The sequence below is a fragment of the Vibrio sp. R10-SG3-ISO3 genome, from assembly GCF_059834225.1.
In genome coordinates, this window is the sequence record NZ_JCBDHE010000056.1 from 96,560 (window position 1) to 110,493 (window position 13,934).

The window sequence follows — 13,934 nt, forward strand, 5'->3', positions numbered from 1 at the left end:
GCTTAGGCGACACTTCTGTCAACTTTTCGTGACACCCAAATTAGGAACGGATCTGTGCGCTTAGAAGTACTATGTGAAGACAGGGTTGGTCTCACCCGCGAGCTACTCGACATCCTTGCCTCTAAGGACATCGACTTACGCGGCATCGAAATTGACATCTCGGGCATCATTTATCTCAACTGCCCAGACATCGACTTTGACACCTTCAGTGAACTGATGGCAGAAATACGCCGCATTTCAGGTGTCGACGACGTACGTAAAATTCAGTTCATGCCGATGGAGCGCCACAATACAGAGCTGATTTCGCTGCTGAACAATCTACCTGAGCCTGTATTGGCCATTGATCTCAAAGGCAATGTCGACATGGCTAACCATGCGGCGACGAGCTTGTTTAATCTTGAACCACAAGAGATGCTGGGTCACCCTGTGGCTTCACTGCTGCCCAACTTTAACTTTTCAAAGTGGATAGATGGCAAGATCAATCGCCAACGGAAAAACATCGTGATTGGTGGGCTGGATTACTTAATGGAAGTCATGCCGGTTTACATTACCGATGAAACCAATGTTTCTGTACTCGCCAGTGCGATGGTGATGATTCGCTCAGCTCAAGAGAAGAGCTTGTTTGATGACTCGCTCCCACTGCACAACAACCTCGGCTTTGAGCATTTTGTCGGTATTTCCAATCGCCATAAAGCGCTGATCAGCCAAGCGAAGAAACTCTCTATGCTTGATCAACCCCTGCTGATTCAAGGCGAAACCGGTACCGGCAAAGAGATGCTCGCGCGTGCATGTCACAATCGCTCTCATCGTGCGGATCACCCATTTTTGGTATTGAGCTGTGCCTCGATGCCTGATGATGTGGCGGAAACCGAGCTGTTTGGTCACGCGCCGGGCTCATTCAACCATCAACAAGGCCACAAAGGGATCTTTGAACAAGCCAATGGTGGGACAGTGTTCCTCGACGAAATCGGTGAAATGAGTCCACATTTGCAGATCAAACTGCTGCGATTGCTTCAAGATGGCACCTTCCGCCGAGTGGGTGAAGAGCACGAAGTGCATGTCGATGTGCGTGTGATTGCCTCTACGCGCCACAACTTAGCCGATTTAGCGGAGTCAAAAGCGTTTCGTGAAGATCTTTTCTATCGCCTTAATGTCCTCACCCTCAATATTCCTCCTCTGCGTGAGCGCACTAACGATATCGCAGTATTGCTCGACCTATTTGTCGCTAAATACATGAAGCAGTTGGGTGTGGACAAACCCACTCTCCAAGAAGGCTTGGTGGATCAACTGGTCAATTACCATTGGCCGGGGAATATGCGCCAGCTAGAAAACATGGTCCTTAGAGCGCTGACGGAACTGGAAAGCGATACGTTAACGGTCGATCTTTTCCATCTTCCGCAACTAGAAAACAGCCACGGCAGCAGCGCCAAGATCAATCTAGACGGTTCATTAGATGACATTATGAAAGACTATGAATCACAGGTGTTAGAGCGTTTGTATCAGTCGTTCCCATCGAGTCGTAAGTTGGCCAAACGCCTCAACGTCTCGCACACCTCTATTGCCAATAAACTGCGCGAGTATGGGATCAGAAAAAACTAGATGAAGCGAATCAGTACCCCCACCAGCGTATTTGAGGTCGATGGTGATGTGACACTACGCACGGCAGAGCCAACCGATGGTCAGATGATCAGTGATTACTTTGTGGCGAACCGCGAACACTTAAAGCCTTGGGAGCCTGAGAGAGAAGCGCCGTTTTATACCTGTTCAGGTTGGACTCAACGCCTGATCAAGTTGCATGAACTGCACAAGATGGGCCTTGGCTATTATCTGCTTATTCTCGACACGGATTCCGGCGAGATGCTTGGCACGATTTCGTTTAGCAATATCTCGCGTTTTCCTGCTCACACGTGCACGGTGGGCTACTCCCTTGGTCAAAGCGCGCTAGGACGAGGTGTGATGACCCGAGCACTGCGTTTAGCGGTGAACTACATGTTTGAGATTCAAAACCTCCACCGAATCAACGCCAGCTATATGCCAAGAAACACAAGGAGCGAATCGGTGTTGCAGAGAGTGGGGTTTGAAGCAGAAGGCTTCGCAAAAGCGTACTTATTGATCAATGGTCAGTGGGAAGATCACAAACTGACGTCGTTAATTAATCCACATTGGAAGGCGAATTGAATGACACGCTTAGAACAGCAGCTTAATCTTCTGATTGAGCTCGACCAATTGAAAAGCGTCTTGCGCCGCACACGAGTCAAGAGCGCGCAGGGCCGATTAGAAAATAGCGCAGAGCACAGTTGGCACGTCGCTTTGATGGCGGTGCTACTGCAAGAGCACGCCAATCAGCCCGTCGACATCGCACGAGTAGTGAAAATGCTGCTGCTGCACGATATTGTCGAAATTGATGCCGGTGACACCTTTGTTTATGATGCCAAAGCGAGCGCTGAACAAGAAGAAAAGGAACTGAAAGCCGCGCAGCGCCTGTTCGCAATGCTTCCTAGCGATCAGGGGGAGGCGCTGTTTCAGCTGTGGTGTGAGTTTGAACAAGGCCAAACTGATGATGCTAAGTTCGCCAAGGCGCTCGATAGGCTCATCCCTATGTTGCTCAACTACCACAATGAGGGGCAAAGTTGGCAGGAGCATGGCGTGCGCCGAGAGCAAGCGCTAACGGTGAATCGTAAAATTGAGTTGGGCTCCACCGCGTTGTGGGATAAAGCCAAACACCTGATTGAAGACGCGACCAAAAAAGGTTGGCTGAAAGCTGACTAACACTAGAGGACTATTGATGTCGTACATACCTTTGGATGAATACCAAAGAAAATGGATTTTTACTCACCAGTCAATGCCATTGCCTGAAGAAGACTTGGTGCAACTGCAACCCATGACACAAGCCAGAGCTGCGCAGCTCTGGAAAGAGAACATCAGTGCACAAAGCCCCGATTCAGAGCGCTTTAGCTCATCCGATTGGCCGATGAAAGCCAGTAACTGGTCTGAGAGTGTTGACTGGATGGCCAACTGGGAAAGTGATGACGAGAGTTTACCACAAGCGGTCCTTGAGCATCTTGATTGGCAAGATGATGTCACCGTCTATTTTTGTTACGAGAAATACAACATCATCGAAACTAAGTGGGCTATTTTCAAAAAACACTGGAAGAACTTTTTGTTTTACGATGACGGCCCGATGTTGATCGCCCGCCGCCGTGATCAAGCCTTGTGGTTCAGTGATGACGGCCAAGTAAAATTGGGGCGTCGTAAATAATCAATATGCGGCGTCCAGCCGCTTTTGTCGGGGTGACTGCTCTATTTCCATAAGCGGGAAATGATTATTTTGAACCGCGAATAAAAGTGATTTCGCTCCCATTTACCTGACGTCATAATGCAAGATATGCGCAATTTGTTATCATGTTTGAGACTTATAGTGTGAATATGACGCTACCGTGCATTATCATCCACAGGTAAATATCATCGATAGGTAAGGTTAAGGAAAAGCAGTGGACGCGATCATCCGAGAACTGAAAAAAGACTTTCACTCTAAGCTCAATGCGCTGCAATCCCCTGCGGCGAATAAAGAGTCCTCATTGGCGGTGCTCACCCAAGAGGAATTAAAAGAGTTGGAAGCTCGATGGATTGAGCTCAATATCTGGAAGAGCCAACAAAGCTAAGTCCACGCGCTCTGCGTTTAAACCACCAAATACTGACAACCTCAATCTGAGTGAATCGATTGGGGTTTTTTATTGCCTATCGTAATTGCTTAACAAGAAAATTGTTATATTATAACAAAAGTGATCTTATCGTTGAATTTTACAGTAAGAGTCCCCATAGTTAACGGCAAAGGCGCTATCAATGAACGCGTATAATGATAATAGAAAGTTGCAAGTGAGAACCCATATGGCGGAAGTAAGAGCCAGAGTGGATTTTAAAGTCGGAGCCCAAAGCAACATCGACGCAGAAATCCTTTCTTTTCATGGTCTTAAAACAGACAAAGAACACGTCGCGATCATCTTTAAGCAAGCAGACAAAACTCAGCAAGCGCCTCTGGTTCGCATGCATTCAGAATGCCTGACCGGTGACGTTTTTCATTCCTCGCGTTGCGATTGCGGCGAACAGTTGGACGAAACCATCAACCGCATGGGTGAGCTCGGCGGTATCATTTTGTATTTGCGTCAAGAGGGGCGGGGCATCGGTCTTTACAACAAAATAGACGCCTATCGTTTACAAAGTGAAGGGATGAACACCTACGAAGCCAACAACCATCTCGGATTTGGCGATGACTTGCGCGACTTTACTGAAGCGGCTCAAATGCTCAAAGCGCTGGGTGTAGAGGCCATCCGATTGGTCACCAACAACCCTAAGAAAATTCGAGAGTTGAAAGAGCACGGCATAGAGATTCAAGAAGTCGTCAATACCTCTGCTCACCTTAAAGAGGGGAATCAGGGTTACTTACAGGCGAAAGTGTCGCACGGTAAGCATAAGCTCAACCTGTAACACACTCATTTACCACCGATTATTAAAACCTCACTTTTGTGAGGTTTTTTTATATCCGCCCTGAATCCTTACTTGCAAAAAAATTGTAAATTTGTATTATCGGCATCTGTAGTGCAAATGATAATGATTAGCACTAATAATATAAATAATAGTTAAGCTCAACAAGGATGCCCCTTTCATGAACGTAAAGTCTCTATTCGCTCAATCTGTTACTGCATCACTCGTATTGGCGAGTGGATCGTTGTACGCAGCCAACGTGACCCAAGCGCAAGTGGTCGAACACTATGCGGATGTTGCACACGCTGTCTTTGCCGACGCGCTGATCACGGCAAAAACACTCGACAACGCTATCGAGTCGTTTCTGGCCGATCCATCGGCGGCGAAACTTGACGCCGTGAAACAAGCCTGGCTCGCGTCACGCGTTCCTTACCAACAATCGGAAGTGTTCCGTTTTGGTAACACCGTTGTTGATGATTGGGAAGGACAACTCAACGCCTGGCCTTTGGATGAAGGTTTGATTGACTACGTATCGAGCGACTATCAATACGAACTTGGTAATGAAGGCGCGGCGGCCAACATCGTTGCCAACACAGAGCTGAAGATCGGTGCGACGACCTTAGATGTGTCGACCATCACGCCTGAGCTGATTGCGGACTTGAATGAAGTGGGCGGATCAGAAGCGAACGTGGCATCGGGTTACCATGCGATTGAATTCTTGCTTTGGGGCCAAGATCTGAACGGTACCAATGCGGGCGCGGGTGCACGTGCTTACACAGATTTCGTAGTGGGTGAAGGTTGTACCAATGGTCACTGTGATCGCCGTGGTCAATACTTGCAAGCGGCGGCAGACTTGTTGGTCCAAGATCTTGAGTGGATGGAAAAGCAATGGTCCGCCGATGAAAAAGGCAACTACCGTGAAGCCCTGCTGGCGGATTCTGCTGAGAACGGTTTGCGTAAAATGCTGTTTGGAATGGGGTCACTCTCTCTTGGTGAACTGGCGGGTGAGCGAATGAAAGTCGCGCTAGAAGCCAACTCAACAGAAGATGAGCACGACTGTTTCTCTGACAACACGCACAACTCTCACTACTACAATGAGCAAGGTATCTACAACGTTTATACCGGTCTTTACAAGCGTCAAGATGGCACACTATTGTCAGGCCCAAGTCTGCATGATCTAGTGACACAGCAAGATGCGCAAGCGGCAGCAGAGATCCAAAAACAGTTTGATGTGACACGCGCCCAAGTGGGTGAGTTGGTCACATCGGCTGAACAAGGTCAGTATTTCGACCAATTGATCGCATCAGGGAATGCGCAAGGTAATACCTTGGTCAATGAAGCGATCATGTCTCTGGTTGCACAGACCGCTTCTATCGAGCGCGCGGCGAAAATTGTGGGTATCACCAACCTAAATCCTGACACCGCTGACCACGAATTTTAATCGTGGTATCAAAACCAAGGGCTCTTTTTAGAGCCCTTTTGCTGTTTTTATCCCCTAGTGGTTTTTGATAGTAGTTCTTGTTTAGATTTAAGGAAAAGTCCCTTTCATCATGTTGTACTCAGCTCTTTCGTTATCCCGCAGACGACCCTCGCGCTCATTGGCTCTATACATACTGGCTTTTGCCTTTCAGCCCATGGCGAATGCGTATGAAGTTAAGTCAGGTGGCGCCACCTCTGTAAACAAAGAGGGACCGAATGCGTATTCGCTCCCAGCGGCGAATTTACCCTTGAGTAAGCGTTTGGATTTCAGTGTCGGCAATAGCTTCTTTCGCAACCCCTGGGTACAAGCGCCTGCATCAACCGATGCCAGAGACGGGTTAGGGCCGCTGTTTAATACCAACGGTTGTCAAAACTGTCACATCAAAGATGGTCGTGGTCATCCACCAGAAGAGAACGACCAGCATGCCGTGTCAATGCTGATAAGACTCAGCATCCCAGCGATGACGGCGGAGCAAAAAGCGGCGTACATTCGTGATGGCGTGATCCCTGAACCGACTTACGGCGCACAGTTGCAAGATTTCGCTATTCAAGATCAGCAAGCGGAAGGGCAAATCAAGATCACCTACACCAACCATGTAGAAACCTTCAGTGATGGCACCACCATCACGTTGCGTAAACCTCATGTTGAGTTGACGGATCTTGGCTATGGGCCACTTCACCCGGACACTCAGATCTCAGCGCGTATTGCGCCACCGATGATAGGGCTAGGACTACTGGAAAGTATCGCCGATGACACACTTGTGCAGTGGGCCGATGAGCTCGATGAGAATCAAGATGGCATTTCAGGCAAATTTAATCGCGTGTGGGATATTGAAAAACAGACCCATGTCATTGGTCGTTTTGGCTGGAAAGCGGGGCAACCGACCTTGATGCAGCAAAACGCCGCCGCATTTAACGGCGATGTTGGCCTCACCAGCCGCTTATTCCCAGAAGAGAATTGCACGCAAGCGCAAAGCCTGTGCCGTGACTTGCCCAACGGCGGCTCACCGGAAGTCAGTGACAATATTTTGGACTTTGTCGAATTCTACTCTCAGCACTTAGCGGTGCCCATTCGCCGCAATATGAATGACCCCAAGGTGAAGCAGGGACAGGCTTTGTTTGCGCAAGCAGGCTGCGACAGTTGCCATAAAACGGACGTTGTGACGGCCGAGCGAGAGGGCTTGCCTGCACTTTCTGGGCAACGCATTCACCCTTATACGGATTTGCTGCTGCATGATATGGGCGAAGGCCTTGCAGACCATCGGTCTGAATACTTGGCGACGGGCCGAGAGTGGCGTACCGCGCCGCTTTGGGGTATAGGCTATACCCAAGAAGTGAATGGGCATACCTACTTCCTCCACGATGGGCGAGCTCGAAACTTACTCGAAGCCGTATTGTGGCACGGGGGAGAAGCCCTCCCTGCCAAGCAGCATGTACTGACATTTAATCAACAAGAGCGTGAGGCGTTGGTCGCCTTTCTCAACTCATTATAAGGAACGTTATGAAGCCCTTTACTCTATCGACCGTTGTTTTAGCGGCGAGCTTGTCTGGCTGCCAAAGCGTCTCTCACTCGACGTCAGATAGCGGCTATGAAGTCACGTCTCACGTTAGCCAAGGTGTCTATCAAGTGGAATACCTTGCTGCTGCGCGTTTGGCTGACTCAACCCAAGCCTTGCACTTTGAGATGGTGAACTATTGCCAAAATGGTCACCACAACCCAGAACTCAAAACCCAGTGGCAAGCCACGATGCAAGATTGGATGGCGCTCCAAGGTCAGGAGCGCGGGCCGGTACAGGCCCTTGAACAGAGCTGGAACTTACAGTTCTGGCCAGATAAAAAGAACACCACGGGTCGCAAGATGAGCGCATTAACGACATCGACATGGACCGCAGCAGAGATCGCGCAGCAAAGTGTTACGGTGCAAGGATTGGGGGCAGTGGAATGGTTACTTTATGACGCCAGTTCGACGCTGGAGAGCTCACAGACCACTTGCCAAACGGCGCAAGCGATCACCGAAACACTCGCCAACAATGCCAATACCATTCACCAAGCGTGGAAAACCAACCCTTGGCAAGCGCTGAACGATGAGCAATGGCTGGCGGAGTACATAGCGTTGCTGTCCAATCAACTCGAATTCAGTATGAAAAAGATGACCTTGCCGCTGGCGGATTTTGGTCAGCCGCGTCGCTACTTTGCTGAATCTTGGCGCTCGCAAGTATCGATGGCCAATCTGTATGCGAACGTCGAGGCGATGCACGCTCTTTATCTGGCCGGCGGTAATGGCTTAGATGCACGTTTACGCCGCGAGGGGCACAGTGAGCTTGCCGATCGCGTGCTTAACCAATTTGAGCTGATCATTACCACATGGCCTAAGGACGACAGCTTGTTTACTTTGCTCGAGAGTAAAGAGGGTTACCGAGAGGCGTATGCTCAGTACAATAAGTTGGAGCAGCTGAAGTATCTCATTCACGATGAAGTGGCTGTCAAGTTAGGTGTGGTGATAGGATTTAATGCAACCGATGGTGACTGATTCAACACGCCGGCAGCTATTGAAAGTCGCATTGCTCGGCGCCGCAGTGCCTTGGATGCCTATGGGGTGCGCCTCGGCGAAAAAGAATACCGGGCAGCCCGATTTGATTGGTTGTGCGATGACGGGTCCGAATCGCTTTAGCGCGGTGGTGGCCGATTCCACTGGCATGCCGATACGTCAAGTCGCGCTCCCGTCTCGTGGGCATGGTGTCGCGACATCCGCAAGGCTTCACCACGCGGTCGCGTTTGCGCGTCGTCCGGGGCACTACTTTTTAGTGTTTGATTACGATACCGGTGACGTTGTCACTCTAAGCGCTGCAGCAGGTGATCGTCATTTCTACGGTCATGGCGTTTACTCCAATGATGGACAGTGGCTTTATGCCACCGAAGGGGAACGCGGATCTAGCCGCGGGATCATCGGTGTCTACGACGTGCTGGCGGGTTATAAGAAAGTGGCAGAGTTTACCGGGTTTGGTCTTGGGCCGCATGAAGTGATCGTGATGCCTGATGATCGCTTGGTGATTGGTGTCGGAGGGGTACACACTGATGGGCGGACACCTTTGAATCTCACCACTATGCAGCCGAGCCTAAGTTATCTTGACGCCAACGGCCATGTGGTGGAACAAGTCTCGCTACCTGATAGGTATTTGAGTATCCGGCATCTCGCCCATGATGGCGATCAAACCGTGTTGTGCGGTCAGCAATACAGAGGCCAACCGGAGGCGACCCCGTCACTGCTGGCTATGCATAGCGCAGGTGAAGAGATGGTGTCGCTACGAGCAGCGCCGGAAGAGTGGGCGCGCTTTGACCACTACATTGCCAGTATTGCCGCTACACAAGAGTGGATTCTTGCTACCTCGCCAAGAGGAAACTGCTATGGCATTTGGAGTAAAGCGACCGGTCAGCTGGTGGAACTGTCGGCACTGGCCGATGCCTCTGGTGTGGTTGTTCATCAACAACGTTTTATGGTCAGCTCTGGTTCAGGGCAAGTGGTCTCGCAAGAGCAACCCAACGTGAAAACTCGGCAACAGTCGGGTGTTCAATGGGACAACCATTGGTCGAGGATCACATAGTTCAATTAAATAGCGATAGAGTGTCATACACTTTTAATGGGCGTTCTCATAAACTGTGCACACGCGCCCATTATTTTTTGCCATACTCATCACATGGACGCTGAAAAGCAAACGGCGGAGAGAGCGTATGAAGAGATGGATGATCGGTGTTTGGGTAACCCTAGTAATGGCGTTCCCACTCAAAGCCATGGAGCATTTTCAGCAAATCGGTTGGATTGACAGTAGCAGTCAAGTGCATGAGATTGTTCAATATCCGCAACTGGTGGAGCAGGCTTATCGTCAGAACAGTGACCAGATGATTTGGTTCGATCTGCAACAAAGCACCAAACTTGAATTCCAACTTGAGGTTATCCAGCAAGCGCAATTCAGCCCTCTTTTTTCACGTCAACTCAGTTATTTGGCTTTCTTTCGTAAGAGCAATCGCTGGCATGAGTATGACATCCTCGCCACTGACACACTGCTGCTCTATCTCAGTTACGCCGAGCACGCACGCTCACAAGGCGAAGATTGGTTTTTTGGCGCTTCACTCAATGCAGCGTTACCTCAGCTGAGCAGTGATGCTTGGCTCGCGTTTCAATCTGCAGCTCACAATCAGCAGCTCGCTGAGTTGATTGAAGCCTATACACCCGACAGCGAAGGCTATCAAAAATTGGTCGATAGCTATCTGGATCTCCTTAAGTATCAAAAGATTGATGTGCCCAAATACACCCAACAAGGTCTCAAGCGGGTGGGGGATACGCTGACCGATCGTGACGTGTTGCTTGAACGTATGGCGATGGTCGGCGTCAACTTAGATGAGGTCAGACGCGATGTGAGTTGGTACGACGTGACACTGGAACCGGCGATTAAACGCTTTCAAGCGCTACATGGCCTTACCCAAGATGGCATTATTGGCAGTGAGACCATCGGCTGGCTAAACCGACCGATTGAATCACGGATGACAACTCTCGCACTCAATGCAGAGCGGATGCGAATGTGGCCCGCTCAGCGCGACACGCTCATTTTGGTCAATGTGCCTAGCTTTGATATGCACTATTGGCATGCCGGTCAGACGGTTTTCGAATCCAAAGTGATTGTGGGTAAAACCAAACGACCTACGCCAGTAATGCAAACCCGTCTCGACTCTTTGATATTCAATCCCACTTGGAATATCCCATGGAAAATCATGGTCGAGGACATCATTCCTAAGGTGAAACGCGATCCTGAGTATCTGACTAAACACAATATCCAGATCATTCCTAAATGGGGATCAAGTGAGACAATTCCGGCCAGCGAGATAGACTGGAAGAACTTGAGACCTAAGTCTTTCCCTTATCGGATGCGGCAGATGTCGGGCAGCTACAATGCCTTAGGTCTGTATAAGTTTAATACCCCCAACGCGCGCGCGATTTATCTGCACGACACGCCAAGCAAAGGTCTCTTTAGTCAAACGTCGCGAGCGTTCAGCTCCGGATGTATTCGCGTTGAACATGCGGACACCTTCGCCAACTTGCTTCTTGCTCAGCAAGGCATGAATATCAATGATGTCGATCGCAGTGAGTGGGTATCGAACAAAGCCGTAGCGCTGCGCACGCGTATTCCGGTTTACATCATTTATCAAACGGCATGGTATGAGGAAGGGATTGTCCACTACCGCGACGATATTTACCGCCTCGATAAATCCAGTTACACAAAAAGTTAAGCTGACCAAAAATTTACAATTCTATCAACGTACAAAAATAGCCTGACAGCTCAATTACTAAGCAAACGTGCCGCTCAAATTTTTGAGATTGTGCACGTTTTATGCATTTGCACTTATTATTAGACTCGGGTAGTGTCCTGACATCTTGATAACTACCCTATTTGATGAAGGTGCAAAGTTTTGGATTTATCACGCAGACATTTCATTCAGTTGGCAGGCAGTGGCATTGTTGTAGCAAGTTGTCTACCCGGGGTGGCATTCGCATCACGAGCCCAGCAGCCACGTGTCCTCGCTATGAGTAATCTCCATACTGGAGAAGCATTAGAAACCTGTTACTTTGACGGTGCTAAGTACGTTAAAAATGAGCTCAAACGTTTGAACCATTTATGTCGTGACTTTCGACGTAATGAGGTTCACCCAATGGATAAACGTTTGTTTGACCAAATTTCAAAAATACAAACTATGCTTGGTGTCGAAGCCGAAGTGCAGATTGTCTCCGGCTACCGCTCTCCAGCCACCAATGAAGCGCTGCGTGCGCAGTCAAGTGGTGTGGCGAAGAAGAGCTACCACATGCTTGGTCAAGCAATCGATTTTCGCCTCGATGGTGTGGATTTGAAGAAAGTACGGGATGCCGCGAGAGAGCTCAAAGCGGGCGGCGTTGGATTTTACCCAAGTAGCGACTTTGTTCATATCGACACTGGGCCGGTACGCTACTGGGCGTAACGGTTGTCAAATCAAACCTGTGGTGTCATAGTTCAGCCAGTTTAACTGTTACTCAAGGCTGAATTATGACACTCAAATACCAAGTCGTCCCTGTCACTTCCTTTTCTCAAAATTGCTCCATCGTCTGGTGTGATGAAACCATGAAAGGCATCGTCATTGACCCAGGCGGTGACGTGAAGTCATTGGCAACGCTTATCCAAGAGTTGGGTGTCGACGTCGTCAAACTGGTGTTGACTCATGGCCATCTCGATCATGTCGGCGGCACAGAGCCTCTTTCTGATGTATTGGGCGGTGTTGAAATTGTCGGTCCACACAAAGACGATAACTTCTGGTTGCAAGGACTAGAAGGGCAGAGCCAAATGTTTGGTTTCCCGCTTACCAGTGCATTTGAACCTCATGAGTGGCTAGAGGATGGCGATACGGTCACGTTCGGTCATCAGCAGTTGGATGTCCTTCACACTCCGGGCCACACTCCTGGTCACGTGGTGTTGTTCAGTCCATCGGCGCAACTGGCGTTTGTCGGTGATGTGTTGTTTAACGGCTCCATCGGTCGAACCGACTTCCCGAAAGGTGATTTCAATACCTTGATTCATTCGATCAAATCAAAACTGTGGCCGCTAGGTAATGAGGTCCGCTTTGTTCCCGGCCACGGACCGGAATCTACTTTCGGCCATGAACGCCGCACTAACCCGTTTGTGGCGGATGAAATGCCGCTGTACTGATGAATCCTCCCCTAAAGGTCGCGAATGCGGCCTTTTTTGTGGTCGCTATTCGGGTTCTGCGGCGGCTAGGTAACGTCGCATTAGACCGACAAACTCATCGGCAGGGCGATCAAGGTCTTGGGTAGAGATGAAGATATCATAGTCATAGTAGGCGCGTTGATAGCGCATGCGGTTGGCGAGCATCGCTTGCAAACCAGTAAAGGCTTGCCCGTCTTCGTCGTGGTAATCGGCCGAGTCCAACACAATCTCCTCAAAACGCGTTCCTTGTTTGTGCTGTTTTGCGCCAAGGTAAAGTAGTGCACGTTGGCTGAGCAAAATTTCTGTCGCTATCCGAGGGCACACGCCAGTGAGGTAGGGCGAGTAGTGTTTGAGCTTGATGCCTATCCAAGGCAGTGGTTGCTGCCAACCGTCGCTATCGTAGTAACACAGACCAACGCGGCTGATGTTGTTCCATTTCACTACCCAGCCGCCTTTGAACAGATGCTGCTGAAAATGGGTCGACGTTAGGGTGTATTTGACGGTACTTTTTAAAATCAACCAATAGGCGACGAAGAGCGAAAATCCGAGCAAGAACAGCGCCAATAAGAAGGGTTTAAAACCGGGGGCCCAGAACATTAACGCTGCAAACACCACCAACAACAGAGAAGCCAGTGACACTCGCCACAAGGGGGAAGCAAGGTTGATAGGCTGATTCACAAGGTGTTGCGTTTCCATGTCGCTCTCCGGTCACAATCTGATGACTTCTAATACTACGATGAGCAGGACCGATAAGTTTATACGTTGTTTAAATTGTAGTCTGATCTTGGTAGATAGCGCATTTTTGGCGCACAAAGCCGCCCTAACTCTGTAAATAGTGTGGAAATTTTGGTATAAAACGCGCTTCAAATTTCAACCGCTGCTCGATTCCTCGTGAATCTGCAGTGATACGGAGACAGATTCAATGAGATTAGCTCATAAGCGTAAAGTGCAGATGAAACTGCAAAAACGCATTAAAGCGACGGTAGCAAACATTCAAGCGGTAGCGAAAGCTGCGCCTGCGCCTGCACCTAAAGTAGCCGCTGAAAAACCGGCTGAGAAAGTCGTCGCAGCGAAATCAGTGGACGTGGCATTGACACCGAAACAGCAACAAGTGCTAGACATCGTGCTGGCCAACTGTGAAGGCATCAACCCGAAAGGTATCGGCATCGCAGCTGGTCAAGAAGAGGCGAAAGCGGCTTCATGGGCGACGGGTGCGCTTAAGAAACT

The 13,934-nt window shown here is 49.5% G+C and carries 15 protein-coding genes; 14 read left to right on the forward strand and 1 reads right to left on the reverse strand.

Going from position 1 to position 13,934, the window contains the following annotated elements:
* Positions 1-54 precede the first annotated feature (54 nt).
* The 13 genes from tyrR to AC6R1A_RS17405 all read left to right on the forward strand — a co-directional run bounded on the left by tyrR (position 55) and on the right by AC6R1A_RS17405 (position 12,689).
* Positions 55-1,599 (forward strand): transcriptional regulator TyrR, encoded by a 1,545-nt coding sequence (gene tyrR / locus AC6R1A_RS17345; protein ID WP_500633804.1) that lies wholly within the window; start codon positions 55-57, stop codon positions 1,597-1,599.
* Positions 1,600-2,178: a ribosomal protein S5-alanine N-acetyltransferase gene (gene rimJ / locus AC6R1A_RS17350; RefSeq protein ID WP_500633805.1), complete on the forward strand. Its 579-nt coding sequence runs from the start codon at positions 1,600-1,602 to the stop codon at positions 2,176-2,178.
* Entirely contained in the window at positions 2,179-2,769 is a 591-nt protein-coding gene (locus AC6R1A_RS17355) for an HD domain-containing protein (protein WP_487901216.1), read from the forward strand.
* Between the two features lie 16 nt (positions 2,770-2,785).
* The gene (locus AC6R1A_RS17360; protein WP_487901217.1) at positions 2,786-3,259 is read left to right on the forward strand and encodes a DUF2947 domain-containing protein; all 474 of its coding nucleotides are present in this window, start codon (positions 2,786-2,788) and stop codon (positions 3,257-3,259) included.
* A gap of 232 nt (positions 3,260-3,491) precedes the next feature.
* The gene (locus AC6R1A_RS17365) at positions 3,492-3,662 is read left to right on the forward strand and encodes a hypothetical protein (RefSeq protein WP_487901218.1); all 171 of its coding nucleotides are present in this window, start codon (positions 3,492-3,494) and stop codon (positions 3,660-3,662) included.
* Between the two features lie 181 nt (positions 3,663-3,843).
* Positions 3,844-4,485, forward strand: coding sequence for a GTP cyclohydrolase II (locus AC6R1A_RS17370; protein ID WP_487901219.1), 642 nt, complete (start codon positions 3,844-3,846; stop codon positions 4,483-4,485).
* Between the two features lie 178 nt (positions 4,486-4,663).
* Positions 4,664-5,923 (forward strand): imelysin family protein, encoded by a 1,260-nt coding sequence (locus AC6R1A_RS17375; protein WP_500633806.1) that lies wholly within the window; start codon positions 4,664-4,666, stop codon positions 5,921-5,923.
* A gap of 193 nt (positions 5,924-6,116) precedes the next feature.
* A complete protein-coding gene (locus AC6R1A_RS17380) occupies positions 6,117-7,454 on the forward strand; it encodes a di-heme oxidoreductase family protein (RefSeq protein WP_500633819.1) in 1,338 nt (445 codons plus the stop codon).
* 8 nt (positions 7,455-7,462) lie between these two features.
* A complete protein-coding gene (locus AC6R1A_RS17385) occupies positions 7,463-8,491 on the forward strand; it encodes an imelysin family protein (RefSeq protein ID WP_500633807.1) in 1,029 nt (342 codons plus the stop codon).
* Positions 8,481-9,563, forward strand: a complete 1,083-nt coding sequence (locus tag AC6R1A_RS17390) for a DUF1513 domain-containing protein (RefSeq protein ID WP_500633808.1) — start codon at positions 8,481-8,483, stop codon at positions 9,561-9,563. Before AC6R1A_RS17385 ends, AC6R1A_RS17390 begins: the two co-directional genes overlap by 11 nt.
* Positions 9,564-9,690: 127 nt before the next feature.
* The gene (locus AC6R1A_RS17395; RefSeq protein ID WP_500633809.1) at positions 9,691-11,244 is read left to right on the forward strand and encodes a L,D-transpeptidase family protein; all 1,554 of its coding nucleotides are present in this window, start codon (positions 9,691-9,693) and stop codon (positions 11,242-11,244) included.
* A 180-nt stretch (positions 11,245-11,424) separates the two neighbouring features.
* Positions 11,425-11,967, forward strand: a complete 543-nt coding sequence (mepK, locus tag AC6R1A_RS17400) for a peptidoglycan L,D-endopeptidase MepK (RefSeq protein WP_334552401.1) — start codon at positions 11,425-11,427, stop codon at positions 11,965-11,967.
* A gap of 65 nt (positions 11,968-12,032) precedes the next feature.
* On the forward strand, positions 12,033-12,689 hold the full coding sequence (locus AC6R1A_RS17405; RefSeq protein ID WP_500633810.1) for an MBL fold metallo-hydrolase: 657 nt from the start codon (positions 12,033-12,035) through the stop codon (positions 12,687-12,689).
* Between the two features lie 45 nt (positions 12,690-12,734).
* Here the strand turns inward: AC6R1A_RS17405 and AC6R1A_RS17410 are convergent, their stop codons facing one another.
* Positions 12,735-13,403 carry a DUF2982 domain-containing protein gene (locus tag AC6R1A_RS17410; protein ID WP_487901225.1) on the reverse strand — a complete coding sequence of 223 codons (669 nt, stop codon included), beginning with the start codon at positions 13,401-13,403 and terminating at the stop codon, positions 12,735-12,737.
* Between the two features lie 226 nt (positions 13,404-13,629).
* On the opposite strand from AC6R1A_RS17410, the gene AC6R1A_RS17415 reads away from it, so the two are divergent.
* On the forward strand, positions 13,630-13,934 hold a 305-nt coding region (locus tag AC6R1A_RS17415), incomplete at its 3' end, for a MarR family transcriptional regulator (protein WP_500646210.1).

What these genes read in the sequence shown, in the direction of transcription:
- AC6R1A_RS17395 (WP_500633809.1), top strand. Translation starts at nt 9,691, where the DNA reads ATGAAGAGATGGATGATCGGTGTTTGGGTAACCCTAGTAATGGCGTTC.
- AC6R1A_RS17390 (WP_500633808.1), top strand. Translation starts at nt 8,481, where the DNA reads ATGGTGACTGATTCAACACGCCGGCAGCTATTGAAAGTCGCATTGCTC.
- AC6R1A_RS17355 (WP_487901216.1), top strand. Translation starts at nt 2,179, where the DNA reads ATGACACGCTTAGAACAGCAGCTTAATCTTCTGATTGAGCTCGACCAA.
- AC6R1A_RS17360 (WP_487901217.1), top strand. Translation starts at nt 2,786, where the DNA reads ATGTCGTACATACCTTTGGATGAATACCAAAGAAAATGGATTTTTACT.
- AC6R1A_RS17410 (WP_487901225.1), bottom strand. Translation starts at nt 13,403, where the DNA reads ATGGAAACGCAACACCTTGTGAATCAGCCTATCAACCTTGCTTCCCCC.
- AC6R1A_RS17385 (WP_500633807.1), top strand. Translation starts at nt 7,463, where the DNA reads ATGAAGCCCTTTACTCTATCGACCGTTGTTTTAGCGGCGAGCTTGTCT.
- AC6R1A_RS17405 (WP_500633810.1), top strand. Translation starts at nt 12,033, where the DNA reads ATGACACTCAAATACCAAGTCGTCCCTGTCACTTCCTTTTCTCAAAAT.
- AC6R1A_RS17380 (WP_500633819.1), top strand. Translation starts at nt 6,117, where the DNA reads ATGGCGAATGCGTATGAAGTTAAGTCAGGTGGCGCCACCTCTGTAAAC.
- AC6R1A_RS17370 (WP_487901219.1), top strand. Translation starts at nt 3,844, where the DNA reads ATGAACGCGTATAATGATAATAGAAAGTTGCAAGTGAGAACCCATATG.
- AC6R1A_RS17375 (WP_500633806.1), top strand. Translation starts at nt 4,664, where the DNA reads ATGAACGTAAAGTCTCTATTCGCTCAATCTGTTACTGCATCACTCGTA.
- rimJ (WP_500633805.1), top strand. Translation starts at nt 1,600, where the DNA reads ATGAAGCGAATCAGTACCCCCACCAGCGTATTTGAGGTCGATGGTGAT.